The following is a 25,309-nucleotide window of genomic DNA, read 5'->3' on the forward strand; positions in this document are numbered from 1 at the left end:
CGGGCCAACCGGCCTCACTGACCGTCGATCAGGTGCATGTCGCCCAGCGTGACGGGCAAGCTGCGCGTGATGAGATCCGTGATCGCCGCGCGTAGCCGTTCGCTCGCAGCCGGCCCCTCGAACGTCGCGTCGATCGGCCCGCTGGGTCCGGCGAGCCGCATGGTTCCGGTGTTATCGAGCGGCGCGGCCGCCCGCTTCTCGATCACGTCGAACGACTTGCCGTCGATCACGCGCACCTCGTAGAGCGCGTGGATCAGGCCGTAGTCCGCAAGCAGCGTCCGATATTGGGCGAGCCCGATGCCCTCGACGTTGCGGCCGTTGCCGAGCTTCGATCTGGCCCGGGTGATGACGATGTACGCATCCAACCCCTGCGGCGCGACATCGCTGCGAACCAGCTCCTTGAACGGATCGCTGCGCAGGAGATTGACGGGCGCAACCGCCGAATCCCTGATCGCGGCAAACGCGGCGCGTCGGTAGCTCACCGCCTGCACGCGAAAGCGTCCGCCGAGCAGCTTCGTCGCCTGCTGGACGATCAGCTCGTCCAGCCCCCAAGCGCTGATCGAGAGGCTTTGCCCGGCGTTGCCGAGCGCGATCAGGCCGGCTTGCGTCAGGCTCATCTCCTCGCCGATGGCCGAGACGATGCCGACGGTCTTGATCGCCTGGAGCCGGGTCGCGCGCGTCTCGAACGCCGCGGCCGCGCCGAGGGCGATGCAAGCGATCGCCAGGCCAACCCATAGAAAAGCAATGCGGCGCATGGTGACCTATCGAATCCTGAAATCGAACGAATAGGACGCACCGAGGCCGATCGTCGTCTGGTTCGACGATCCCCGCAGCTTCACGAGCGGGCTGTCGGCGGCGTCGCCCAGCAGCTTCTCGTACTCGACATAGGCATGGACTTCCCACTGCGGATTGATGCGATAGGAGATCTGGCTGCCGAAGCCGACCGAATGCGCACCGCCCCGAGCGTCGTACATCGGCAGCCCGGACGCCACGGACTGCACGGCGTCGACGCCGAAATAGGGCGCGGTCGCCTTGGTGCTTTTCCAGGTGAAGCGCGGGCCGGCCGAGATCGTGAGCCTTTGGATCAGAGGCACGATGACGTCGGCGGAGACATCGGCGACCGTGCCGGTATGACCGCCCATGCCCTGGCGCAATTCACTGCGCAGGCGCAGCCAGTCGACCGGAAAATATTCGACGAACCCACCGAGCTCGTATGCGGCCTTGACGTCGCCAAGGCCGGTCAGCTCGGCATATTTGTCGCTCTTGCGCGACGCGACGTATTTGAACGCAGCGCCGGCGCGAATATTGCCGACGTCGAGCAGCGCGATGCTGGCGCTGTCGCGGGGCCCGCGAAACTGGTCGACCGATCCGGCACGGCGAATGGAAAAGATCGGGATCGGCATGAGCTTCCCGTTCTTCGATCCGACGAAATCCGGCGTGTACTCTCCGCCGATGCCGACCATGACGGTCCAGTTGCCGGAAGGTGACGGCAGCATCGGCACGTCGAACGGCGGGGCTGGCAGTGTGAACGCCGTCTGCGCCGATGCCGACGGTGGGATTGCCAGGATCGCGCCGAACGCGGCGAGGAAGGCGGTCAGCAAGGTTTGCTGCGCTCTCGCCGCAGGATCGAGAGCGGCTTCGTCAAAATGCTTCATTTACAGGGCCCCGGACCGGCCTTGCTGGCCTGGTCGACTCGTGTGGTTAGGAGCCACAGCATGTGGTCCGGCAAAATTGCCCCAAGATTGCAAGGGGCAAGCAGCGGCCCGATCCATTCGCGGCGCATGCCGGGCGCGCCGCCGGATCAATATTGCCCGAACATTGCCGGGCCGCGCTCACGCTCCCAAACTTTGCGCGCTAGGGCCGGTCGGCGCCCGCGTTCCTGCCTTTTATTCGCCAAGCTCGCTGCCTTAATGGGAACCCTGCGCACGAGCCGGAACGCCAGACTTCGGCCAGGGAGCGTCACGCTCAGGGTCTTGTTGCCCCAGCAGAGTCAAGGACGTCCCGTGCGCTCCCTCGTAATCGAAGACGAACCGCAGATCGGCGCCTATGTCAGCCGCCTGCTCGGACAATTGCACGGCATTGTCGACGTCGTCGGCTCGATTGCCGATGCCCGTCAGGCGCTGGACAATTTCAAATATGATCTCGCTATCATCGACCGGATGCTGCCCGATGGAGATGCGCTCCAGGTGGTGACGGCGCTGAGCCGATCGGCGGACCGTCCCGCGATCATCATGCTGACCTCCAAGGACGCCAAGGAGGATGTCGTCGACGGTCTCAATGGCGGCGCCGACGACTATCTCGGCAAGCCGTTCGAGCCGCAGGAGCTCATTGCGCGGGTGCGCGCTGTGTTGCGGCGGCCCCGGCAGCTCGCGCCCTCGGTGCTGTCGCTCGGCAATGTCGAGCTGCATCTCGGCAGCAACGAGGCGGTGGTCGCCGACACGAAAATCCTGCTGCGCCGGCGCGAGGCGCTGATCCTCGGAGCGCTCCTGATGCGCCGCGACCGCGTCATCACCCGCGCCGCCCTGATCGAGGAGATCTACGGCTTCGACGACGAGATCGAATCCAACACGCTCGAAGCGCAGGTCTCGCGCTTGCGGAAGAAACTGACCGAGCTCGGCGGCGATGTCGAGATCCGCAGCATGCGGGGCATCGGCTACATCCTGCGGCTGGCAACACCGCGATGACGTCGATTGCCCGAACGTTTGCGCTGTCGCTTGGCATCGCCGCGACGACGATCTTCCTGATCATGCTCGGTGTCTTCATCTGGCGTTACCCGATGGAGGAACGCGAGTTCAGGGCTTGCCGCATTGTGGTCGCCGTTCTCGATCGCGCCACGGTGATCGAGGGGCAAAACCTGACGGTACGCCCGACTCCCGCCCTCGAGGAGCTTAAAGCGGACAGCCCGAACCTCTGGTACGTCTTGTCCGCGGGCGATCTGGTCAGCGAATACGGGAGCGAACGCCGGCCCACCCTCCCCTTCGCGTTTCCCTATCACGGGCCGATCGGCTCGTCCGTCTTCAGCACACTCGACCAGAAGAACACCTTTTGTCTCGCCGTCGTGCAACGGGGCCCGTTGCAGCTTACGATGATGGTCGGCGAACCCAAGGTTCGCTTCGGCCGGATTGCAAGGAACTTCCTTGTCCGCAGCATTTTCGCGATCATCACGCTGGCGCTGGCCTTTGCGGCGACGGTCGCCATCGGCTCAATGCTGGCCGCACGTTTCGTCTCGCGCGGCATCGAACGGGTGGCGCGTCGCGCGCTCGCGATCGACCCATCGGCCCCGCAGGGCCTGATATCCCTGTCCGAAGTCCCCACCGAGCTGAAGCCGCTGGTCGCGGCGCTGAACCGCGCCTTCGGCGAGATCGACGCCTACATCAGGATGCAACGCCGCTTTCTCGGCAACGCCGCCCATCAGCTGCGCACGCCGCTCACGCTGCTGCGCGCGAAAATCGAGGACGTGCCCGAGCCGGCGCTGAGGGTGGAATTGGTGCGCGACGTCCGCCGCTTGACGTCGCTGGTCTCCGCCATGCTTGACCTGGCGCGATTGCAAAATCACGCGATCGAGAAGCGACCGATCGATCTTGCCGAGATCACGCTGGACGTGCTGGCCGATTTCAGCCCCTCGGCGCTGGACGCCGACATAGAGCTTGCGCTGGAGCACGCCGAAGAAGGTCCGTTCCTGGTGCAGGGCGTCGACGCCGCGGTACGCAGTGCGCTTGCCAATCTCGTCGGCAACGCGCTCATCCACGCCCATGGTGCGCGGCGCATCGTTGCGACGGTTAGCCGCGGCGACATCTCGATCGACGATGACGGCGCGGGCCTGCCCGACGGCGCGGAGCAGAGGTTGCTCGAGCCATTTCAGACCGGCAACAGCGCGGGCGACGGCGCCGGCCTCGGCCTGTCGATCGTCCGCGAGATCATGGCCGCGCACGACGGCGAGTTGGTCATCTCCTCGGCGCCGGGCCGCGGCACGACGATGAGCTTGCGCTTTCCCGAGGCCACCGCGACGACCAGATCGCCGCACCTCGATCTGCAAACGGGCTGACAAGTCGTTTCGAGCCTTCCGCGAAACCGTCCGGAAACATTGGCGCGGAAAACTTCTTCCGCGTTTCACGCCTGTCGCATCATGCAATCAAATAGATCCGCCGGCGGCGGTCGAATGTTCGCACACAAGCGAACCTGGCGCGGTATCGCCGCGACCAAACCTCCGATTGCCATCTTCCACGGAGATTTTCCAATGCGCGTTCTTTCGATGATTGCCGTTGCCGGCGCCATGATTGTGAGCTCGGCCGGCGCATTTGCCGGCGAGCTTCCCTCTTACGAAGTGAAGTCGTTTCCGATTTCGACGACCCAAGTGCAGGTTCTCGGCGGCGCCGGGGTCGAGGAGCAGTCGGCTGCGCCCGCGATGATCGTCGCCGGCATGCCCGCCTCGCCCGCGCAAATGTCGGTGCTGTCGCCGCGCGTCAAGCGGCTGGCGAGCGCCAACGCCACGAGCGAAGAACGCTGAGACAGTTTCCGACCCCGGCTGCCCTTGCCGGGGTCGTCGCTCTCGCCGTCAGCGTGAGATGTAGCCTGCCGCGATCGGCTTGAACCGATAGATCAGATACGGCGTCTTGTTTTCCGCCTTGCCGCCATGGAACATGGCGGCTGCGGAGACCTGAGACGCGGACACGTACATGTACCCGTCGGGAGAGGCAGTAATTCCGTCCGGCCACACCATGTCCGGATCGCTCAGGTAAGTGCGAAACTTCCGGTCGGCTCCTATGATTCCAATCGATTTGGTCTCGACTGCAGTCAGGTAGATGTTGCCCGCATAGTCGATCGACAGGCCGCCATTGTTCGGCTTGTCCGAGTAGCGTTCCACCCGCGCGCTCAGCTCTTCGGCGGGCAGCTTCTCGTTGCCGAGGTCGGTGGCCTTGATGCGGTACAGCGACCGGCCGCTGAGGGGCGCGAAATAGACCCATTCGGACCTGGCATCCATCGTGATGCCGTCGCAGCCGACCTTGATGAGTGAAGGCTTGCCGTCCTTGCCAGGCACCGTCAGATCATTGCCATCCACGGTGATCGGCACATTTTCCGGGACGGTGGATCGATCGCCATCCAGCACGCGCCGGGCGGCACCCGTATCCATGTCGATGACAATGATCGCAGCGTGAGAGCCATCGCCACCGGGCCCGATGTTTTCGTCGGCGATGTAGAATTTCCGGTTCTTCTGGTCGATCACGATGTCCTGCGGCTGCGAGCCTTTCACGGTCACGGGCTCCGGCATGTAGTAGATGCGCTCCAGCCTGTTCGTGCGCGTGTTCCAGCCGACCAGCTTCGGCGTGATCTGCGTCCGGAATCCCATGTCGATGATCCACACGACACCGCTTTCGTCGGAACGAAGACCCAGGACGTTATCGAGGTACTGATCGGTGCCTTTTCGTGGCGTATTCCATTCCGCATTGGGAAACGGCTCGAACGTCGTCGGCGATGTCAGCCGCGCCACACGAACGTCGGGACTGAAGAATGGATGGTGACTGAAGATCAGCTGATTGTCCGGCGTAAACGCAATGTTGCCGACCGACTGAGGGAGCTTCGCGAAGATTTCCGCGTTGCCGCCTCCGCTCTCCGCACAGGCTGCGCCCGTGACGATTGCCGCCGACAGAAAAATGACAAGTCGAATTCCTCTCCTCACGCTTCGCACCGCTCCCTCCCTTTGTTTTCCACGGTTATTCCGGCGCGCGTGCGCCCGGTCCGCGCCGGCAACCGCCGCAGGATTTGAATGCAGAGACCCAATGCGAGCCGAAGCGGCCTCTCGTTCACCGCCTCGCCGATATCGATCTTTGCGAGAGCCACGATGCGCGCTAATTTGCGGACTGACAATTACGCACAGGCCAGTCCTCTAGTATCACGGAGTGAACCATGCAGAAGCTCGGCAGCAAGACGTATGATTGTGCCGTGGGATGCCCCGTGGAGGCCACCCTCGATCTGATCGACGGCAAGTGGAAGGGCGTGATTCTCTATCACCTGCTCGACGATACGATTCGCTTCAACGAGCTCAAGCGGCGCCTGTCCCGGATCACGCAGCGCATGCTGACGCGCCAGCTCCGCGAGCTCGAGGCGGACGGCCTCATTCATCGCGAGATCTATGCGGAGGTCCCGCCGCGGGTCGAGTATTCGCTGACGGCGCTTGGGCGCTCGCTCGAACCGGTCGTTCGCATGCTCTGGACATGGGGCAATCAGTATCTCGCGACGGAAGCGGCCCGTGCCGGCGCGGTCGACGGCGCCGTTTCGCTCTCGCCGCGGGTCAGACGGAGCCTGCCGGCAGGCCGCGCGTAGGCGGGCTCCTGCGTATCCACGATGCCTTGCGGCGACTGCAAGTAAATCGCACACGTCGATCAAGACGGCGTGGGCCTACGCCGCGACGAGACACGATTCTCCATCCTCACATGAGGCCATCCGCGCACCGCCATCAAGCGGCGCGCGCTCTACTTGTATAAATACTAATTCCAAATCTGATGATTGAGGGACCATTGCGCCCCTCCCGCACTTCAAGCCATCGACTGCGCTTGTTAGTCGTCCGCCCCGCAAATGATGGGGTCGCGAATGACTACATATCTCAGAACGACGGCAGGATTGATCGGCGGCGCGCTGCCGCTGTTGGCAGGCCTGATGGATGCGGCGCCGGCCGAGGCGCAATCATCGACGCAGGAATTGCCCGCCGTCGTGGTCGAGCAATCGTCGCGGCCGGCAGCGCGCACACGTCCGTCTCCCTCCCGTCAGGCCGCACAGGCGGCAAGCCGCCGTCGTCAAGCCGAACGGGCGCCGTCGAGCGTCGATACACAAGCGGCCGGCGCGAGCACGGGCGCGGAGACCGCGACAGGCCCCGTCCGCGGCTACGTTGCGACCCGCAGCGGCACCGGCACGAAGACCGACACCCCGCTGCGCGAGACGCCGCAGTCGATCACCGTGGTCACCGCCGACCGCATCATCGACCAGGGCGCGACCACGGTGCAGGATGCGCTGCGCTACGTGCCGGGCGTGTTCGCGGACGCCTACGGCGCGGACTCGCGCGGCGACTATCCGCGCATCCGCGGCCAGGACCCGAACATCTATCTCGACGGCACCCGTGTGGTGAACACCTGGAACTTCAATGAGTGGCGGCCGGAGCCATATACGCTGGAGCGCATCGAGGTGCTGCGCGGTCCCTCCTCGGTGCTTTACGGCGACACCTCGACCGCAGGCCTGTTGAACCTGGTCTCGAAGCGCCCCCAGGTCGAATCCGCCAATGAGATCGGCGTCCAATACGGTAGCTTCAACCGCAAGCAGGTGCAGCTCGACTCGACGGGCAAGCTGACCAAGGACGGCGAGTGGCTCTATCGCTTCATCGGCGTGTTCCGCGACAGCAACATGCAGACCGACTACGTCAAGGACGACCGCATCGTGCTCGCACCGTCGCTGACCTGGCGGCCGACCAACAACACCAGTTGGACCGTGCTCGGCACCTATCAGAAGGACACCACGGGCTCCTCCACGGCGTTTCTGCCGCATGAGGGCACGCTCTATCCTGGCCCCAACGGCTTCATTCCGGTGCAGCGTTTTGTCAGCGAGCCGGGCTTTGACAAATACCAGACCGAGACCGGCGCGATCAGCAGCCTGTTCGAGCACAGTTTCAGCGATGGCCTGAAGATCCGGCAGAACCTGCGTTACGCCCATGTCGAAGGCATCTATCGGTCGATGTGGCCGGATCTGAATTTTGTCGATCCGAGCGATCCGAACTATCCGTTTCTCGATTCCAGCAGGCGCACCATGGCGCGCAGCGTGTGGAGCCGGGAGACCGTCAAGGATAGCCTGACCTCGGACAGCAATGCCGAGCTGAAATTGCATACTGGGGCGGTCGCCCACAAGCTGTTGTTCGGAGCCGACTACCGCGAGGCCAGGGAGCGCGCGCAATCCGGCTTCGCTACTGACCCGACACCTTTCGATCTCTACACGCCGGTCTACAACGGCGTGACCGCCCCGGCGATGTCACCCGAACCGAACCTCCGCCAGAGCCAGTTCGGCCTCTACGCTCAGGACCAGTTGCGGCGCGGACCATGGCTCGCGGTCCTCGGCCTGCGCCACGACTACGTCACCAGTGACACGCAGGGATTTCCGGTCGAGAACTATCAGGCGACAACCGGCCGTGCCGCGCTGATGTACGAACTGCCGTTCGGCCTCACGCCCTACGTCACCTATGCGCAATCGTTCAACCCGATCTTCGGCGCAGGAATCTGCGCCGCCGTATGCGCGCCTCAGCGTGGCGAAATGGTGGAGCTCGGCTTCAAGTACAATCCGACACCGCGCAATGCGATCAACGGTGCGATCTTCGACATCACCGAGAAGAACCGGCTGGCAAGCGATCCTGACAATCCCCTGCTCTCGATCCAGACCGGCAAGGTCCGTATCCGTGGCGCCGAGCTCGAGGTGCTCACGAGCCTGACTCCGGATCTCGACCTGATCGCCGCCTACACCTATATCGATGCCCGCGTCGAGAGCGGCGACAATGCCGGCAAGCATGTCGAGACCGTACCGGATCACCAGGCCTCGCTATGGGCGAAATACCGCCTCGCCTGGTTTGGCCTGCCGGGCATCACCGTTGGCGGCGGCGTGCGTTACATCGGCCAATCCTGGGACGGCACCGACACCATCCGCACGCCGGACTACACTTTGTTCGACGCCATGGTCCGCTATGACAACGGCCCCTGGCGACTTCAGGTCAATGCCAGCAACCTCTTTGACAAGCGTCACCTCACCACCTGCCGGATCGGCGGCGACTGCTTTCTCGGTATCGGCCGCACGCTGCTCGGCAGCGTGACGTACAAATTCTAGAGCATGATCCGGAAAAGTGTGTAGCGGTTTTCCGCACAGATCATGCTCAAACAATAATCTAAAGCGCGATGACGATTCATCCCAATCTCATCGCGCTTTAGGAACGACCGCTAAGTCATGCTGCCGGGCATGAAGCAGCGCACGCGCGGATGGCCATCGACATAGTGCTTCCACACCATGGTTCGACCGATCTTGTTCGGCTCGGTGATCACCGCGCCGTCGGGCACGACGACCCATTCGTCGTCGATGCGCACGCGATAGTGGCCGCTATCGGATTCCCAGTCGACGTCGGCTATGACGTAGCCGTCGGCATCTGAGCAGCATTGCCCGTATTTGCTGTGCAAGCTCTCGAACCAGGGTTTTAGCGGCGAGTTGGCATAGCGGCCGTCGTCGCGCGCCAGCGCCGAGGTCGCAAGCAGCGCCATCGGCCCCAGCAGCGCCGCCGCGCATAGTCTAGCCCGTCTTATTCGCGAGAGGGCGCCTGAGAGGCTGGCGAGCGTGGTGTAAAGCGCTGATGCGGCGTAGGATTCGGTTGCGAAGCCACCCCATCACCTTCAACCGCGAACGCCACGCCCGCCATGACCGATGATACGATTTCAGACCACTATCGAGATAGCAAGAATTCAACACAAATAAAACCTCTGCCTCGCGCTCGATCTCTTCATGCTTGATAGTCTCGTTTCGGAGGCTGATCACCTACCGCGTCTAATAGGCCGCTCGCGCCGGTTTCTTTGGACGCGGCACGACCGCGACTCCACGTTTCGGCACAGAAATGATCGGGAGTCACTCAATCTTTCTTCAACTTAACCCGTCTTATTCGTAAGAGTGCGCCTGAGGGGTAAAGCGCTGATGCGGCGTAGGATTCGGTTGCGAAGCCAACCCCATCACCTCCAACCGCGAACGCCACGCCCGCCATGACCGACGATACGATTCCGCCCTTCTCGTTTCCAGCCGTTCACGCCAAGAAAGTCACAGCTGCCTTCGATGGTGGGCGCCTAACCTCGAACGGGGGCGTGATGCTTCTGGCGATGGCCGAGCGGCGTCTCGGTTTGGCCAACAATCTGGCCCGGGTGTTCCCGGATCGGCGCGATCCGACGCGGGTCGTGCACAGCCTGGTCGATATGCTCCGCGCTCGCATGTTCGCGATCTGCTGCGGCTACGAGGACGCCGACGACCTCGATCATCTGAGGTCCGATCCGGCATTCAAACTGGCCTGCGGACGGCTGCCGGACACGGGCCGGGATTTGTGTTCCCAGCCGACGCTGTCGCGGCTGGAGAATGCTCCGCGCCTGCGCGACGTGATCCGGCTGACCTACATTTTGGTCGACGCATGGATGGATAGCTACCCCCACGAGCCGGCATCCGTCACGCTCGACATCGATGATACCTGCGACGTCGTCCACGGCCATCAGCAGCTCTCGCTGTTCAACGCTCATTATGACGAACGCTGCTTCCTGCCGATCCACGTCTACGACACGGAGAAGAGCCGGCCCGTGGCCGTCGTGCTGCGGCCCGGCAAGACGCCGGGCGGCGTCGAGGTGCGTGCCCATCTGCGCCGCCTGGTACGGCATATCCGGACGCGATGGCACAACACGCAAATTACGTTCCGTGGCGACGGGCACTATGCCCGGCCGGAGGCCATGGCGTGGTGCGAGACCAACGGCATCGACTACATCTTCGGTCTGTCCGGCACCAAGCCTCTCGCCAGAAAAGTCGACGAGGTCGCCGACGACATCCGCACGCGACGCGCCATCGAGAACCTGCCGGTTCTGCGTGGCTATACCGAGACGCGCCACAAGGCAAAGTCCTGGGATCGCGAACGGCGCACTGTCGCCCGTATTGAGGCGACGATGCTCGGCCTCGACATCCGCTTCGTCGTCACCAGCCTCGATGTCGGCTCGGCCGAGTGGATCTACGACAGCCTGTATTGCGCGCGCGGCCAAGCCGAGAATCTGATCAAGCTGCATAAGACGCAGCTCGCCTCCGATCGCACCAGCTGCCGTTCGGCGCTCGCCAACCAGGTCCGTCTCGTGCTCCATACGGCCGCTTATTGGCTGATGCTGACCGTGCGCGACGCCATTCCCAAAGCCCGGGAATTGGCCGCTGCCGAGTTCGCGACGCTGCGTCTTCGGCTCTTGAAAATCGCCGCCCGTGTCGTCGAGACCACGAGCCGCATTCGCCTTGCGTTTGCCGCGGCATGTCCCGAAGCCGACCTGATCTGCGGCTTGCCCGGCGCGCTGCTGCCGCTCGGTCCTTGACCGGCGGGGCGTCCGCCCCCGTTCGCCCAACCCATCCCTCAAGCGCGTTGCAAAGTACCGGTCGTCAGGCGGCGAAAAGCCGAAGGCAATCCTGTGCGCCTCGTCAGACAAGATGTGCGGCCGCATCAATCGGGCCCAAAAGCCGCACTCTCACGAATAGGACGGGCTAGCAAGTCGCATGTCATCTCCGCGGATCGCAATCAGCGCCGGGAGGGACAGACACCGCCGTCCGCCTTCCGCACGGTGGCGGCGGGCGTGGAGACGGCGACTCGCTCCCCAGCGGCTTTGCGACAGCTATGCAAATCCGGCGCCAGCGTGCATTCCGGAGAACTACGGCCGCACGGTGTTGCCCCGGCCGGCGCGCACGTCCTGCATGTTCAACGCGCCGGCAATTTGCCGCAGCTGTTTTGGAGGCTTTCCTTGTTCCGCGAGGACGTGTACGAAACGGCCGCGGACGCGCGCCGCATCGTTTAATCAACTGTTTCAATTAGAGAAATCAGGTGTTGGCGTGACTGGCATTGGACCGTCAGCGCTATGAGTTCGAGAGAGTTGCTTCCTGGCCAGCAGGATCCGACCGACTTGCCCGCAAGCGAAGTGCAGTTTGCACTCGTGATTTCGCGCATGCTCGAGACGGTGAAGGACGACGCGGATGCCAGGCGGCAGATGGTCTACGACCTCGCCCGCTACAAGCTCCAGGAGCAGTTCACCTACGCCGACGCCCGGAACATCGACCAGATGAAGCGGGCGCTCGAGGTCGCGATCGAGGAGGTCGAAAAATTCTCGCGCGACGAGGCGCCCCTGGAGCGCTTGCCGTCACAACAGCTCACGTCGTCAAAGGCGACTGAGACAGGCGGCCTCCTGGTGTCCGGCGACGCGACCGTCCTGCGATCGAGGATCGAGATATCTCGCAGCAAGCTGCCTGCGATCTCGGGCCCGCTTCTACCGGTGATCAAGCGTACGGCGGCCATCCTGCTTGCCGTTGGCGCCGTCATCCTGATCGTCTCGCAGCGAGACAACATCGCCGCGCTGCGCCGGCAGATTTCGTCCCAGGCCCAGGAGATCGCGCAGGTATCGCCCAAGCCGGAGACGACGATCACGGTCGCCAAACCGGAGATGGTCACCCCTGCCCCGCCTCCCCCGACGCGCGTATTGCCAACCGACTACGGCATCTACGCATTGATCGACGACAAATCGCTGGCGGAGTTGAATGCAACAGGCGTGATGGCGCCGGACATGCGCATCGCGATTTCACCGGAGTTCAAGAAGCCCGATCGCCCGCATCTGCCGAACGGCCGCGTCAAATTCATCGTGTTCCGGCGGGACGCCGCGAACGTGATCCCCGAGCGCGTCGAGGTTCGGGTCGTCGCGAAGATCGCCAGGGAGTTTTCGACCGACGCCGCAGGCAAAAATCTGGGCGGCGGAGAAGATGTCGGGGTGATCCGAAACTTCGCCTATCCGTTCCGGGTGTCGCCGATCCCGGGGAAGCCCGAGATGTACGAGCTTCACACCGGTGATTCAGGGCTCGAGCTTGCGCCGGGACATTACGTCCTGAGCCTGGGATCGCAGGCCTATTATTTCCAGGTCGACGGCGAGATCACCGATCCCCGGCAATGCCTCGAGCGGGTCGTCGCCGGCAACGGCACGTTCTACGCGCCCTGCAAGAAGGCACGAACGTATTGACGGTCGTCGAGACCGTCGTTGCTGAGGCACGCCCGGGCCACGCACTCAACTGTCATCGCCCGACTTGATCGGGCGATCCACTATTCCAGAGACAGCGCGAGGATACGGAGGAGCCCTACTGCTTCGGCGCTGGCGCCATCATCGCGCCGCCCTTCTTCGCCGCAGGCGCGGGCGCAGGCTTCGTCGTCGCGGCGGTCGCCTGTGCCGGAAGATATTTGGCGACGATGGCAGGATCGACCTGGGCGATGTAGGCGTCGGGAAGACGCGTCCAGGTCTCGTCCTTGCCGAACAGGGAAATGCCGAGGAAGCCGCGCATGGTCAGCGTCTGCCCGTCCGCGCTGACCGACATCTTAGCCTTCCAGATGTTGCCGTCGCGCGGATTGACCACGTTGCCGCCGTCATACTTCAAGCCGTCGCGCTTCATGTCGCGGATGAAGGAGAGCCCTAGCACCGGCGCGTTCTTGCGATCGTCGGTGCATTTCGCACAGACCTCATTCGGGTCGTCGCCGGGGCGCGGAAAGGTTTTTGCGATCACGCCTTCGAAGATGCCGTTGTGGTCGACGAAGAGAAACCATCCCACCGTCTTGCCGTCCTCGATCTTCTGCCAAAGACCCGCGGCGGTTGGCTGCTGCGCCTGTGCGGCTACCGGCCCAACCGCGCCAAGCGTCAGCGCAACAGCGAGCGCGAGGAGCGAGAGCAGCCGAAAGCTGGAAAAGAGAGTCCGCATTATGATCACCTTGCTAAGCCGCCACTGCAATGGCCGCAGACTACGGCGATTTCGCGAACGGTTCCAGCACCAGAAACATGGGGCATTGCCTACCGAACCCGGTGCCGTCAGTTGACACCGAGCTTCTTTTGCAGACTGGAGGACGAGGTCGTGTACTGGAACACGAGCCGCTTCTCCGGATAGACGTAGCGATGGGCTTTTTGCGACATCAGCGCGCCCTCGTGGAAGCCGCACAGGATCAGCTTGATCTTGCCAGGATAGGTGTTGATGTCGCCGATGGCGAAGATGCCGGATACGTTGGTCTCGAACGCGGACGTCTCGACCGGCACCAGATTGTTCTCCAGCGCGATGCCCCAGTTCGCGACCGGACCGAGCTTCATGGTCAGCCCGAAGAACGGCAGCATGGTATCGCAGGAAACTTCGCTCACGCTGTTGTCGTTGCCCTTGACGGTGGCGCCGGTCAGCTTGCCTTCGGTACCGGACAGCGCGGTGACCTGTCCGAGCCGCAGATCCATCTTTCCGTCGGCCACCAGCGCGCGCATCTGCTCGACGCTATGGGGCGCGGCGCGAAAATCGTCGCGCCGGTGCAGCAGCGTGATGCGCTTGGCGAGCGGATGCAGATTGAGCGTCCAGTCGAGCGCGGAATCGCCGCCGCCGACGATCAGAACGCTCTTGTCGCGGAACGTCTCCATCTTGCGCACGGCGTAGTGCACCGAGGTGCCTTCATAGGCCTCGATGCCCGGCACCGGCGGACGCTTGGGCTGGAACGAGCCGCCGCCGGCCGCGATCACCACCACCTTGCATTCGAACACCTTGCCCGCGTCGGTGGTGCAGCGAAACAAGGGATCGCCGATCTTCTCCACCGTCTCGACCATCTCGCCGAGATGGAAGGTCGGATGGAACGGCTTGATCTGCTCCATCAGCGCGTCGGTGAGGCCCTGCCCCGAAACGTGCGGAATGCCGGGAATGTCGTAGATCGGCTTTTCCGGATAGAGCTCAGCGCACTGGCCGCCGACCTTGTCGAGGATGTCGATGAAATGCGCCTTCATGTCGAGAAGGCCAAGCTCGAAGGCGGCGAACAGACCACAGGGGCCGGCGCCAATAATCAGCACATCGGTTTTGATCACGTCGCTCATGTCGTCTCTTTATCGATCGTTATCGGTTGGACGCCGCCCGGGGGCAGAAGTGACCCTGCCTGTCTAGCCAACGGGGATGGATCAGGGAAGGCATAAAAGCGGGAGCACCCCGCAGCCGAGCCCACTTGCCGGGTCAGGATAACTGGGCTGTAACGGGATGCGATATGACGGAGATCAATCGGTGAACGCACCAAGCCGCCTCGATACGACGCCGCGCCTGGAGGACTATCCCTATCGCCTCGGCGACAATGTCCGCTTCGGCGATCTCGATCCGAACCATCACGTCAACAACGCGGTCTACGCCACTTATTTCGAGACCGGCCGTGTCACGCTGATGAAGAGCCCGGAATACGGGCTGACGCCGCCGGGCCTCGCCTGGATCATGGTGCGGCTCGACATCCATTTCCGCGCCGAGCTGCACTGGCCGAACACGATCGAGCTCGGCCTCGGCGTGGTCAAGCTGGGACGGACGTCGGTGACCTTCGAACAGGTGGTGTTTTCGGAAGGAAAGTGCATCGCATCGGCGATGTCGGTCGGCGTCATGCTCGACGAGGCGACGCGGCGGCCTGCACCGCTCACCGCTGAGATCATCGAGAAGCTCAGACCCTGGCACAAGCGCGGTATCGAGGTCGCGCCGCCGAGCGCCTAGTATAGTGAGGGACGATCAGGCCTGCCGTTCCGGCGTCGCCACGACGAGCCCGTCGAGTTCGTCGGAGACCTTGATCTGGCAGGACAGCCGCGAGTTCGGGCGCACGTCGAAACCGAAATCGAGCATGTCCTCTTCCATCGGCGTCGGGCTGCCGACCTTCTCGCGCCAGGCTTCGTCGACATAGACATGACAGGTTGCGCAGGCACAGGCGCCGCCGCATTCGGCCTCGATGCCGGGAATGCTGTTGCGGATGGCGGCTTCCATCACGGTCGCGCCGTTCTCGACTTCCACCGTACGGGTTTCGCCCTTGTGGTCGACAAAGTTAATCTTGGCCATGTGTGCTCGTGCTGCCGCGATGTTGCGAATGAAGGAGGGTCCGGGCTGTCCTATAACGGGTCGATCCGCCCGGCGCCATAGGGTTTTGAAGCGACGTGAATCCCGCTTCGCGGGAAGAAAACGCGTCAAAACAAAAGACTAGAGCGCGGTTTCTCGCCCTGTCGCCCTAGGGCTTCAGGATCGCCTCGATGGCGGCGCGAGCCTCGGTCACCGCCTCTTTCAACGCGGCGAAGGCGTGGGGCTGGCCATGGCCGGTCTGGACCGCGGTCTCCAGGCTGGCCGCGGCATCGGCCACCGCAAAGGCGCCGATTCCGCGCGCCGAGCCCTTGAGCTTGTGGGCGAGTGCGCCGGCCTCGGCCGGCAGTGCTGCCATCGCCGCGACCAGGCGGACCGCCTGCTCGGCGAACATCGCGAGCACTTCCTGTTCCAGCTCAGTGTCCCCGAGCGTCATGCGCGAGAGGTGATCGAGGTCGAGCGGGCTGTCGATGGGTGCAAGCGGGGGCGAAGGCATCCAGTCCATCCGTTGCAGTTCAGGCGTCATGGCGCAGGCCCCGGCATCGCGCGATGTCCGCCGATCCGGCGGTCAAGCTCCCCCCACCGAAGCATGGAAATGGTTAACGAAGTGTTTGGGCCGTTTTACGCAAATCCGCCCGTTTATTGACGAAAAGTTGCCGCAATCCGGCGAGTCCGGTGGAGAATTCCATTTATTGCTAAGGCGTTACGGCGCTATCCTGTTAACGATGATTAAGATTGTCTTAATCCCGGGCATTTCATTCGCGACGCTCTGCCAATAGGATGTTGCGGAAATTGGCGGACAAGCCGTCCGGGTGGGGACGGCTGGGAATCCGCGTAAGCGGCATGATCCGGTCTGTGGGCTTGCGTAGCGCGCTGGGCTCGCGGGGGGACGCGTACAAGTAACGAGGGCTCGGACTGAACATGGCGAACACTCCGAAAAAGGTCAAAGACCCGACAGAAGTTGCGCTTTCTGCGATCCAGGAAGCCCTGAACATTAGCGACACGGCCGCGGACACCAGCCGCAACGCCTCGATGCGCAACGAAACGTCGTCTCCGGTGGGGCCGCCGGCTCCCCCGATCTTCGACGAGCCGACCTTCGAGCCGCGTCCTGCCGCCAACGAGCGCGCCACCGTGTTCGATACGATCGAGGAGCCGCGCAGCTCGCGCCGTGCCGCCAACGACGACCGCGAGACCATCGGCCGGTTGCTCCAGGCGCTTCAGAAGGGCCGCCCTGCCCGCAGCGTCTACACCTTCGCCACCATCTTCGCCGGCGTCTGGCTCGCAGCCTGCGCCGCGCTCACCGTCGGCTTCCTGCCCTCGATCCAGGCTGCCATGGGCCAGAGCGGCGGCGTGCTCGTCATCGCCGGCCTGATCGCGATGTTCTTCGCGCCGATCATGCTGTTCTACTTCCTGGCGAGCCTAGTCTGGCGCGGCCAGGAAATGCGCATGATCGCGCAGGCGATGGCGCAGGTCGCGATCCGCTTCTCCGAGCCCGAGGGCTCGGCGTCCGATTCCATGGTCACCGTCGGCCAGGCCATCCGCCGCGAGGTCGCGGCGATGGGCGACGGCATCGAGCGCGCCATCGCGCGCGCCGGCGAGCTCGAGACGCTGGTCGCCAACGAGGTTGCGGCGCTCGAACGCGCCTATTCCGACAACGAAGTGCGCATCCGCTCCCTGCTCCAGGACATCGCGCACCAGCGCGACAATCTGGTCGGCCAGGCCGAGCAGGTCCGCAGCGCCATCTCCGGCGTGCAGATCGATCTGCGCCACGACATCGCGCTGATCTCGGACGCGATCGCCTCGCGCGTCGACGAGGTCGCCAAGAGCATCACCGGCGCGCTGGAAGAGCGCGGTGCCCACATCACGGGCGCACTGAGCAACGCCGGCGACAACATGATCCTCGCGCTCGGCGAGCGCGGCGGCGACCTGCTCGACCGCCTCGAGGAGGCCAGCAACGAGACCACGCGCGCCGTGCTCGACGCCAGCGAGCGGCTGACCACCAGCCTCAACTTCAAGACCGGCCACGTTCACGACGAGTTCGTCGACCTCGCCGACCGCGTCCACGAGATGCTGAACGAGCGTATCGACCGCATCACCGGCGAGTTCGAGCAGCGCTCCGCCGCGATCGTCGACGGCATCTCCGAGCGCACCGAGCAGGTGCACGACAGCCTGAAGAATTCGTCGGACTCGCTGCTGCTCGAGCTCGAGCTGCGCTCCAACGACCTCTCCGCCAAGATCGACGATGCCGGCAACCGGCTCGCCGGCCACATCATGACCTCCGGCGACAAGGCGAGCGAGGCGCTCGACGCCACCGTCAACACGCTGGTCGCCAAGGTGGTCAGCCAGACCGAGACCGCGCACGACTCGCTGTCGCTGCAGATGAGCGCGTTCGACGAGCTGGTGAAGAACCAGGGCACCGAGCTGGTCGAGAGGTTCGCCCGCGACTCCGGCACGCTCGGCGCGCTGATCACCCGCCACATCTCCGAGTTCGACCGCACCGTGAAGACGTTCGGCGGTGAGATCGTCGATCGCATGGGCCAGCGCACCCAGGACATCGCCGAGAGCCTGAAGACCTATGTCGACAATTTCGATACCCGCTTCACCTCGAACGGCGGGGCGATCACGGCCGTGCTCGACCAGCGCCTGGTGCAGTTCGAGACCACGGTCGGCGAACGTGTCACCAACCTCGACGCCTCGCTGAACGACAAGATCGTCAGCCTCGACGGCACGATCGAAGGCCACATCAGGACCTTCGACGACCAGCTCGTCGGCCGCGTCGCCGCGCTCGAGCAGTCGTTCGACACCCGCGCCAAGTCGGTGACCGAAACCATCGACGGACGCCTCAACACCCTCGCCTCGTCGCTGACCGACGGTGCCGCGCAGGCGATCCAGTCGATCGACTCCCGCCTTACCCACCTTACGACGTCGCTCACTGACGGCGCATCGCAGGCCATCGAGACGATCGACACGCGCCTCAACTATCTCGCGACCTCGCTCACCGATGGCGCATCGCAGACCATCCAGTCGATCGATACGCGGCTGACGCACCTCACGACGACGCTCTCGGGCGGCGCCTCGCAGGCGCTCGAATCCATCGACACGCGCCTCACCTACCTGACGACTGCGGTAACGAACGGCGCCTCGCAGGCCGTGCAGTCGATCGACACGCGCCTCACCCTGCTGACGTCGACGCTCACGGACGGCACCGCGCAGGCGATCGAGGCGGTCGACCGCCGCATCACCGGCGTCGCCGAGATGATCGACGGCCGCAGCACGCACCTGACCGACACGGTCACGGCGCGCTTCCAGGACATCCACCAGGCCATCGAGACCAAGGTCGGCTCGGTCGCCAACGACATCGACGTGCGCGTGGCGCAGTTCGAGGACCTGCTCGGCTCGCGCGTCGAAGCCGTCGTCGGCCGCATCGAAAGCAGCGGCCGTCAGGCCAGCGAGGACATGCTGTCCCGCGCCGAGATGATCTCGACCGCGATCCGCTCGCATGTCGAGGACGCCGAACGCTCGCTCACCAACCTCGTCGTCAACACCAGCGAAACGATCCAGACCGGTGCGCGCACCGCCCAGCAGTCGCTGATGACGGTCTCCTCCGACGTCAACGCCCAGCTCAAGATGACCTCCACCGAGGTCGAGCGCGCGCTGACCGCGGTCGGCACCGGTGCTGCGAACTCGATCCTGAGCAGCGCCCGCGAGGCTCAGTCGACCCTGGTCGCGGCCTCGGGCGATGCCTCCAACCAGATCAAGGGGCTCGCGGTCGACGTCGAACGCACGCTGTCGGCGGCCGGTTCTGCCACCGCAGCCTCGATCCTGGCCGGCGCCCGCGAGGTGCAGACCACGCTCGTCACGGCGTCTTCGGACGCGGCCAACCACGTCAAGACGCTCACCGCCGACGTGCAGCGTTCGCTGTCGCTGGCCGGCGCCACCACGGCGGAATCGATCACCGCCGGCGCCCGCGATGCGCAGAGCGCGCTGATCGCGGCCTCGACCGAGACCGCCAACCAGATCAAGGCGCTGTCCTCGGACGTGCAGCGCTCGCTCTCGATGGCCGGCACCTTGACGGCCGAGACCATCATGACCGGCGCCCGCGAAGCCCAGACCACGCTCGTCAACGCGTCCTCGGATGCGGCGACCCAGGTCAAGTCGCTCGCGGTCGAAGTGCATCGGTCGCTCTCGCAGGTCGGCCAGTCGACCGCCGAGACGATCACGACCAGCGCCCGCGACGCCCAGAGCACCCTGCTCTCCGTCTCGGCCGAACAGACCAGCCAGGTCCGCTCGCTGGCGGCCGAGATGCAGCGCGCGCTGGCGACCGCCGGCGGCGCCACCATCGAGGCGCTCACCAGCGGCGTACGCGAGGCCCAGGGCACGCTGATCACCGCCTCGACGGATGCGGCAAGCCAGATCAAGTCGCTGACCACGGACATCGAGCGCACGCTGACCTCGGTCGGCGCCGACACCGCCTCGACCATCCTCAACAGCGCGCGTGAGGCGCAGACCTCGCTGACGTCGACGTCGGCGGATGCCGCAAGCCAGATCCGCACGATCTCGACCGAGATCGAGCGCGTATTGAGCACGGCCACGACCAACGCCACCAACGACATCCAGACCAGCGCGCTCAACGCCCAGAACGCGCTGATCAACGCCTCCAACGAGGCAAGCTCGCGCGTCAAGTCGAGTTCGTCCGACGTCGAGCGTTCGGTGCTCGCCGCCAGCAGCAGCTTCGGCCAGGCCATGACCGGCAAGACCGACGAGATCGTCACCTACGTGCAGCAGCAGGCCGACCGTCTGTCGAACATGATCGACGCCAAGCGCGGCGCGCTGGTCGATGCGATCGGCTCGAAGACCAGCCAGCTCACGCTCGACATCGACCGCGTCACCTCGGATGCGCTGAAGTCGATCGAGACGCGCGGCCATGCGTTCTCGCAGACGATGATGGGCAACGGCTCCGAAGTCGCCCGCACCATCAACGCGGCGAGCGAGATGGCCACCGGCGCGGTCGGCAAGTCGCTCAAGGACCTCGAGCAGGCCTCCCGCTCGGCGATCGACCAGTCGCGCCAGGTCTCGATCGCGGCCGTCACCGAGATGCAGGAGACCAGCAAGATCCTGCGTACCGACACGGTGGCCCTGTTCGAGCGTCTGCGCGAAGGCAATATCCTGCTCCAGGAGGTGCTGACCGGTGCGCACGACAACCTCAACTCGCTCGAGCGGGCGCTGGTGACGCGCGTCGCCGACTTCGTCTCGGCGATGAACGACGTCACCTCGCGCAACGGCGCTGCGACGCAGAACCTGGAAGACCAGCTCAACGTCTTCAACACGAAGACCACGCGGGCGCTGCAGGACCTCGGCGAGCTGTCGACCCAGTTCGACGCGCACGGCAAGGCGCTGGTCGAGGCCGCGCAGGTCGTCGAGGTGAGCAACAAGAACACCACCGCTTCCCTCGCCGAACGCAAGCAGGCGCTGGAATCGCTCGTCACGACCATCGACCTGCGCACGGCCGATCTCGACCAGCGTCTGTCGCGGTTCACCGGCCTGCTCGATGAATCGCTGGCAGCCGCCGAAGAGCGTGCCCGCGACATCGCCCGCGTCGTCGCGGAGACCGCCGGCGCAGGTTCCGCCGCGATCACCCGCCAGTTCGAGGCGGTGCGCGTGGCGTCCGAGGAGGAGCACCGCCAGACCATCGAGGCCATGCACGACATCTACCGCCAGACCACGGACGAGGCGGATACGATGTTCAAGCAGTCGACCGAGAAGTTCACTAACCTCGTCTCCAGCATGAAGCAGATGGCGTTCGAGATGCACAACGAGCTCGAAGCCACCCGCAACGAGCTGCGCCGCGGCGTGCTCGAGATGCCGCAGGAGGCCGCCGAGAGCACTGCGCAGATGCGCAAGGTGATCGTCGACCAGATCGAGGCCCTCGCCGAGCTCAACCGCATCGTGGCCCAGCATGGCCGTGGCCTCGACGTCTCCACGACGGGCCGCGCCAGTGCGCAGCGCCAGGAAGAGCCGTTGCTGGCAGCCGTCGGCACGCGCAACACCGAGACCCGCGGCCGCGACACCGGCAGCGCCTCGACGCTGCCGCCGCCGGACCTCGGCATGCCCGCCCCCTCGCGCCGCACCGAAGCGCCGCCGGTCGCACCCGCGGGCAACGACCAGGGCCGCGACGGCTGGCTGTCGGACCTCCTGAACCGCACGGACGCCAACCAGGGTGCTCCGACCGGACGTGAGGCCCCGCGTGGCCGCGCGGCACCCGCGCCGCAGCCACAGGCTCCGCAGGGTGGCAGCAATCCGCTGGAGTCGCTGTCGCTCGACATCGGCCGCCTGATGGACCGCAACCTCGCCTCCGAGATGTGGGACCGCTACCAGCGCGGCGAGAACAAGGCCTTCACCAAGCGTCTCTACACGCCCGCCGGCCAGAAGGCCTTTGACGAGGTCGCCCGCAAGTACCGCGCCGACCGCAACTTCAAGGGCACGGTCGACCGCTACGTCGCCGAGTTCGAGCGTCTGCTCGACGAAGTCGCCCGCGACGGCCGTGGTCCACAGGAGTTGCGCAGCCACCTGACCTCGGAGACGGGCCTGGTCTACACCCTGCTCGCGCACGCGGCGGGTCGGCTTGGGTGATCAGCCCGTAGCGACAACGAATAGCGAATGAGAACGGAGGCCTCACGGCCTCCGTTTTTATTTGAGCCCGTCATTGCGAGGAGCCCTTGCGACGAAGCAATCCAGACTGCTTCCGCGGAGACGATCTGGATTGCTTCGCTACGCTCGCAATGACGAGGTGAGGTCCGTGTACTAAACGCCTACTGCCGCTTGCGCTCGTTCGACGGCGCCGGCCTTGGCGGCTCGGCCGGCGGCGGAGCGGCCGCCGGGGCGCTGTTGCTGGCGCCGAACAGCACGCGGGTCGGGTTGCGGTCGAAATTGTTCACGGCGCGGCTGATGTCGCCGAGGGTGCGGCGGCCGTCGGTCATCAATGCACCGGAGCGCTTGTCGAAATCCTCGGCCAGCTCGCGGATCGACTTCACCGCCTGGAACAGCTCGCCGCCGTCCTTGCCGCCGGCGAGCGTGTTAAGGCCGAACATGAGGCTGTCGGCCTTGTGCATGACGCCGTCGACCTTGGCCATCACGCCATCGATCTTCTCGGAGTTGCGCGCGAGCGAGTTGGTGAAGGTCTCGAGGTTCTTCAGCGAGTTCTTCACCGACTCCTGATTGTCCGCGACGATCTTGTTGATGTTCTGGAGCGTGCCGCGGATCGCCTCGGTGACGTCCTGGAGCTTGTTGGGATCGGCCGTCAGCGACGGGATGCCGTCCTCATCGAGCGGCGGCGGAGGCGCCGCCTCCTCGCCGCCCTTGAGCGAGATCGCGGCGACGCCGGTCAGGCCCTGGAATTCGAGGCCGACCAGGGTGTCCTTGCGGAGCGGGGTGTTGTTCTCGACCATGGCGAGTGCGACAACCCGCCGCGGGTTGTCGAGCTTCACCGAGACCACCTCACCTACCCGGATACCGTTGAAATTGACGCTACCGCCGTTGCGCAGGCCCGCCGCCGGGCCCTCGAACACGACGCGCAGGGGGCTGCGCTGCTTGGTGGTGTGCAGCGACTGGAACCACAGCACGAAGCCGATCGCCGCGGCGATCACCGCCAGCGTGAACGATCCGATCAGTACGTAATTGGCCCGCGTTTCCATCAGCTACTCCGGCACCTCAGCCCATCACCGCACGGGCGCGCTTGCCGTGGAAATATTGTCTCAGCCAGGGATGCTGCGAGGCCTGCATGTCGGCGATCGACCCTGCCGCAATGATCTTACCGTTCCCTAAAACGGCGATGCGGTCGCAGGCTGTGTAAAGGCTGTCGAGGTCGTGCGTTACCATGAAAACGGTCAGGCCCAAAGTACGCTGGAGCGTCCTGACCAGCTCATCGAAATCGCCGGCGCCGATCGGATCGAGGCCCGAGGTCGGCTCGTCGAGGAACACGAGATCGGGATCGAGCGACAGCGCGCGCGCCAGCGCCACGCGCTTGATCATGCCGCCCGACAGTTCCGAGGGAAAGCGATCCGCGACTTCCGGCTTGAGCCCGACCATGGTGAGCTTGGCCAGGGTGATCTCGTCCATCAACCGCTGCGAGACCCGGAGATATTCGCGCATCGGAAACTGGATATTTTGCCGCACAGTCAACGAGGAGAACAACGCGCCCTGCTGAAACAGCACGCCCCAGCGGCGCTCGACGCTGCGGCGCTGCGCGGTGCTGGAGGAATCGAGGTCGACGCCGAACACCTCGATGGAGCCCGCGACCTTCGGCACGAGGCCGATGATGGTGCGCGTCAGCACCGACTTGCCGGCACCGGATGGGCCGACGAAGCCGAGGATTTCGCCGCGCTTGACATCGAGGTTGAGGCCGTCGAGCACGCGCGTCGCGCCGAACTGCACGGTGATGTCGCGAACGCGGATGATCGGATCTTGAATCGCGTTTTGAGTTTCTTGCGCCATCGTCACATCCCGATCGAGGCGAAGAAGATGGCGAACACGCCGTCCATGACGATGACGAAGAAGATGCCCTTCACCACGGAGGCCGTGGTGTGCTGTCCGAGCGATTCCGCGCTGCCCTGCACGGCGAGCCCCTCGACGCAGGCGACGATGCCGATCACGGCCGCCATCACCGGCGCTTTGACGATGCCGACGATGAAATGGTCGATCGAGATGGCGTCGCGCAGGCGCAGCAGGAAGGCTTCGGGATCGACGCCGCCATAGAGCCAGGCGACGAGGCCGCCGCCATAAAGCGCGGCCATGGCGCCGAGGAAGGCGAGGATCGGCAGCGCCAGCACCAGCGCCAGCATGCGCGGCAGCACCAGGACCTCGATCGGGTCGAAACCCATCGTGCGCAGCGCGTCGATCTCCTCGCGCATCTTCATCGAGCCGAGCTCGGCCGTGTAGGCGCTGCCCGAACGCCCCGCGACCATGATCGCGACCAGGAGGACGCCGATCTCGCGCAGCACCAACACGCCGAGCATGTCGACGACGAAGATATCGGCGCCGAACCTGCGGAAATGAAAAATGCCCTGCTGGGCGATAATGCAGCCGATCAGGAACGTGATCAGCACGATGATCGGCACCGCGCGCCAGCAGACCTGCTCCATGTGGTGCACGGTCGAGGTCAGGCGGAACGAGCGCGGGTGGATCAAGACGCGAAACCCCGCCGCGAGCACCGCGCCGAGCATGTCGACGAGGCCCGCAACCGTGCCAGCGACCCCGGCCACGGCCCGGCCGATCTGCTCCAGCATGCCGGTGATGGTGACCGCGCTGCTGTCGACGACCGGCGTCGCCCTGACCCGCCGCACCTCGTCCACGAGGCTCGAATAATTCGCCGAGAGCCCCGCGATCTGCGCCTCGACGGCGCCCTGGGTCAGGCTGCGGCGCAGCCGCTCGATCAGCCAGGCGCCGAAGGTGTCGAGCTTGGCGACCTCGGAGACGTCGATGAAGATGCTTTGCGAACCGCCGGCGAGCTTCTCGGCGTCAGCCACCATCCGCTCCAGGACCGGCGCGAAGCTCGCGGTCCAGGTTCCGGTGGCGCAGAGTGCCAGCGCGTTGCCCTTGGCAATCCGTTCCAGCTTCGGATCGCCGCTCAAGGTGTCCGCTCCCGTGCCGGGGCGCGAGA

General features: G+C 64.8%; 20 protein-coding genes. 9 read left to right on the forward strand and 11 right to left on the reverse strand.

The features are described 5' to 3' along the window. Positions 1-14: 14 nt before the first annotated feature. Together J4G43_RS35110 and J4G43_RS35115 are read right to left on the reverse strand one after the other, a co-directional pair. Positions 15-755, reverse strand: coding sequence for a hypothetical protein (locus tag J4G43_RS35110; RefSeq protein WP_135214561.1), 741 nt, complete (start codon positions 753-755; stop codon positions 15-17). Between the two features lie 6 nt (positions 756-761). Beyond that, complete coding sequence (locus tag J4G43_RS35115) at positions 762-1,655, reverse strand: MipA/OmpV family protein (protein WP_208087725.1); 894 nt, start codon at positions 1,653-1,655, stop codon at positions 762-764. Between the two features lie 348 nt (positions 1,656-2,003). On the opposite strand from J4G43_RS35115, the gene J4G43_RS35120 reads away from it, so the two are divergent. From J4G43_RS35120 to J4G43_RS35130, 3 genes are all read left to right on the forward strand, one after another. Further along, a complete protein-coding gene (locus J4G43_RS35120; protein WP_071912145.1) occupies positions 2,004-2,684 on the forward strand; it encodes a response regulator transcription factor in 681 nt (226 codons plus the stop codon). Further along, complete coding sequence (locus J4G43_RS35125; RefSeq protein WP_208087726.1) at positions 2,681-4,045, forward strand: sensor histidine kinase; 1,365 nt, start codon at positions 2,681-2,683, stop codon at positions 4,043-4,045. The genes J4G43_RS35120 and J4G43_RS35125 overlap by 4 nt, the downstream gene beginning before the upstream one ends. 192 nt (positions 4,046-4,237) lie before the next feature. Beyond that, positions 4,238-4,507 carry a hypothetical protein gene (locus J4G43_RS35130; RefSeq protein WP_225005293.1) on the forward strand — a complete coding sequence of 90 codons (270 nt, stop codon included), beginning with the start codon at positions 4,238-4,240 and terminating at the stop codon, positions 4,505-4,507. 48 nt (positions 4,508-4,555) lie between these two features. Here the strand turns inward: J4G43_RS35130 and J4G43_RS35135 are convergent, their stop codons facing one another. Further along, positions 4,556-5,677: an L-dopachrome tautomerase-related protein gene (locus J4G43_RS35135; RefSeq protein WP_208087728.1), complete on the reverse strand. Its 1,122-nt coding sequence runs from the start codon at positions 5,675-5,677 to the stop codon at positions 4,556-4,558. Between the two features lie 227 nt (positions 5,678-5,904). Here J4G43_RS35135 and J4G43_RS35140 point away from each other — a divergent pair, with 227 nt between their 5' ends. Continuing rightward, the gene (locus J4G43_RS35140) at positions 5,905-6,321 is read left to right on the forward strand and encodes a winged helix-turn-helix transcriptional regulator (protein WP_208087729.1); all 417 of its coding nucleotides are present in this window, start codon (positions 5,905-5,907) and stop codon (positions 6,319-6,321) included. Positions 6,322-6,588: 267 nt separating this feature from the next. Beyond that, positions 6,589-8,853 (forward strand): TonB-dependent siderophore receptor, encoded by a 2,265-nt coding sequence (locus tag J4G43_RS35145; RefSeq protein WP_208087730.1) that lies wholly within the window; start codon positions 6,589-6,591, stop codon positions 8,851-8,853. Between the two features lie 110 nt (positions 8,854-8,963). Here the strand turns inward: J4G43_RS35145 and J4G43_RS35150 are convergent, their stop codons facing one another. After that, positions 8,964-9,278, reverse strand: a complete 315-nt coding sequence (locus J4G43_RS35150) for a hypothetical protein (protein WP_166353267.1) — start codon at positions 9,276-9,278, stop codon at positions 8,964-8,966. 489 nt (positions 9,279-9,767) lie between these two features. On the opposite strand from J4G43_RS35150, the gene J4G43_RS35155 reads away from it, so the two are divergent. Both J4G43_RS35155 and J4G43_RS35160 read left to right on the forward strand, forming a co-directional pair. Next, positions 9,768-11,111, forward strand: coding sequence for an IS1380-like element ISBdi2 family transposase (locus J4G43_RS35155; RefSeq protein WP_208084195.1), 1,344 nt, complete (start codon positions 9,768-9,770; stop codon positions 11,109-11,111). Positions 11,112-11,690: 579 nt separating this feature from the next. Continuing rightward, positions 11,691-12,791, forward strand: coding sequence for a hypothetical protein (locus J4G43_RS35160; RefSeq protein WP_225005294.1), 1,101 nt, complete (start codon positions 11,691-11,693; stop codon positions 12,789-12,791). 115 nt (positions 12,792-12,906) lie between these two features. On the opposite strand, the gene J4G43_RS35165 is transcribed toward J4G43_RS35160, so the two are convergent. Together J4G43_RS35165 and J4G43_RS35170 are read right to left on the reverse strand one after the other, a co-directional pair. Continuing rightward, positions 12,907-13,518, reverse strand: coding sequence for a DUF2147 domain-containing protein (locus tag J4G43_RS35165; RefSeq protein WP_028148559.1), 612 nt, complete (start codon positions 13,516-13,518; stop codon positions 12,907-12,909). Positions 13,519-13,625: 107 nt separating this feature from the next. After that, complete coding sequence (locus J4G43_RS35170) at positions 13,626-14,654, reverse strand: NAD(P)/FAD-dependent oxidoreductase (RefSeq protein ID WP_166090213.1); 1,029 nt, start codon at positions 14,652-14,654, stop codon at positions 13,626-13,628. A gap of 181 nt (positions 14,655-14,835) precedes the next feature. Between J4G43_RS35170 and J4G43_RS35175 the strand changes: the two genes are divergently transcribed. Then, positions 14,836-15,303 carry an acyl-CoA thioesterase gene (locus J4G43_RS35175; protein ID WP_208087732.1) on the forward strand — a complete coding sequence of 156 codons (468 nt, stop codon included), beginning with the start codon at positions 14,836-14,838 and terminating at the stop codon, positions 15,301-15,303. A gap of 15 nt (positions 15,304-15,318) precedes the next feature. Here the strand turns inward: J4G43_RS35175 and J4G43_RS35180 are convergent, their stop codons facing one another. Next, entirely contained in the window at positions 15,319-15,639 is a 321-nt protein-coding gene (locus J4G43_RS35180; RefSeq protein WP_014493954.1) for a 2Fe-2S iron-sulfur cluster-binding protein, read from the reverse strand. Between the two features lie 166 nt (positions 15,640-15,805). Further along, complete coding sequence (locus J4G43_RS35185) at positions 15,806-16,180, reverse strand: Hpt domain-containing protein (RefSeq protein ID WP_208087733.1); 375 nt, start codon at positions 16,178-16,180, stop codon at positions 15,806-15,808. Between the two features lie 395 nt (positions 16,181-16,575). On the opposite strand from J4G43_RS35185, the gene J4G43_RS35190 reads away from it, so the two are divergent. Continuing rightward, positions 16,576-22,284 carry an apolipoprotein A-IV repeat region-like domain-containing protein gene (locus J4G43_RS35190; RefSeq protein ID WP_208087734.1) on the forward strand — a complete coding sequence of 1,903 codons (5,709 nt, stop codon included), beginning with the start codon at positions 16,576-16,578 and terminating at the stop codon, positions 22,282-22,284. 179 nt (positions 22,285-22,463) lie between these two features. Here J4G43_RS35190 and J4G43_RS35195 read toward each other — a convergent pair whose 3' ends face one another. Genes J4G43_RS35195 through J4G43_RS35205 form a run of 3 tightly spaced genes read right to left on the reverse strand, consistent with a single transcriptional unit; the run spans position 22,464 to position 25,280 of the window. Beyond that, positions 22,464-23,345, reverse strand: coding sequence for an MlaD family protein (locus J4G43_RS35195; RefSeq protein ID WP_208087735.1), 882 nt, complete (start codon positions 23,343-23,345; stop codon positions 22,464-22,466). Between the two features lie 16 nt (positions 23,346-23,361). Then, complete coding sequence (locus tag J4G43_RS35200; protein WP_208087736.1) at positions 23,362-24,144, reverse strand: ABC transporter ATP-binding protein; 783 nt, start codon at positions 24,142-24,144, stop codon at positions 23,362-23,364. 2 nt (positions 24,145-24,146) lie between these two features. Beyond that, positions 24,147-25,280 (reverse strand): MlaE family ABC transporter permease, encoded by a 1,134-nt coding sequence (locus tag J4G43_RS35205; RefSeq protein WP_038944308.1) that lies wholly within the window; start codon positions 25,278-25,280, stop codon positions 24,147-24,149. Between the last annotated feature and the right edge of the window lie 29 nt (positions 25,281-25,309).

The organism is Bradyrhizobium barranii subsp. barranii (assembly GCF_017565645.3).
GTDB lineage: Bacteria > Pseudomonadota > Alphaproteobacteria > Rhizobiales > Xanthobacteraceae > Bradyrhizobium > Bradyrhizobium barranii.

Excerpts from the sequence above, each read along its gene's own strand:
- J4G43_RS35110 (WP_135214561.1), bottom strand. The coding sequence starts at position 755 with ATGCGCCGCATTGCTTTTCTATGGGTTGGCCTGGCGATCGCTTGCATC.
- J4G43_RS35115 (WP_208087725.1), bottom strand. The coding sequence starts at position 1,655 with ATGAAGCATTTTGACGAAGCCGCTCTCGATCCTGCGGCGAGAGCGCAG.
- J4G43_RS35125 (WP_208087726.1), top strand. The coding sequence starts at position 2,681 with ATGACGTCGATTGCCCGAACGTTTGCGCTGTCGCTTGGCATCGCCGCG.
- J4G43_RS35130 (WP_225005293.1), top strand. The coding sequence starts at position 4,238 with ATGCGCGTTCTTTCGATGATTGCCGTTGCCGGCGCCATGATTGTGAGC.
- J4G43_RS35140 (WP_208087729.1), top strand. The coding sequence starts at position 5,905 with ATGCAGAAGCTCGGCAGCAAGACGTATGATTGTGCCGTGGGATGCCCC.
- J4G43_RS35145 (WP_208087730.1), top strand. The coding sequence starts at position 6,589 with ATGACTACATATCTCAGAACGACGGCAGGATTGATCGGCGGCGCGCTG.
- J4G43_RS35150 (WP_166353267.1), bottom strand. The coding sequence starts at position 9,278 with ATGGCGCTGCTTGCGACCTCGGCGCTGGCGCGCGACGACGGCCGCTAT.
- J4G43_RS35155 (WP_208084195.1), top strand. The coding sequence starts at position 9,768 with ATGACCGACGATACGATTCCGCCCTTCTCGTTTCCAGCCGTTCACGCC.
- J4G43_RS35165 (WP_028148559.1), bottom strand. The coding sequence starts at position 13,518 with ATGCGGACTCTCTTTTCCAGCTTTCGGCTGCTCTCGCTCCTCGCGCTC.
- J4G43_RS35170 (WP_166090213.1), bottom strand. The coding sequence starts at position 14,654 with ATGAGCGACGTGATCAAAACCGATGTGCTGATTATTGGCGCCGGCCCC.
- J4G43_RS35180 (WP_014493954.1), bottom strand. The coding sequence starts at position 15,639 with ATGGCCAAGATTAACTTTGTCGACCACAAGGGCGAAACCCGTACGGTG.
- J4G43_RS35185 (WP_208087733.1), bottom strand. The coding sequence starts at position 16,180 with ATGACGCCTGAACTGCAACGGATGGACTGGATGCCTTCGCCCCCGCTT.
- J4G43_RS35190 (WP_208087734.1), top strand. The coding sequence starts at position 16,576 with ATGGCGAACACTCCGAAAAAGGTCAAAGACCCGACAGAAGTTGCGCTT.
- J4G43_RS35195 (WP_208087735.1), bottom strand. The coding sequence starts at position 23,345 with ATGGAAACGCGGGCCAATTACGTACTGATCGGATCGTTCACGCTGGCG.
- J4G43_RS35200 (WP_208087736.1), bottom strand. The coding sequence starts at position 24,144 with ATGGCGCAAGAAACTCAAAACGCGATTCAAGATCCGATCATCCGCGTT.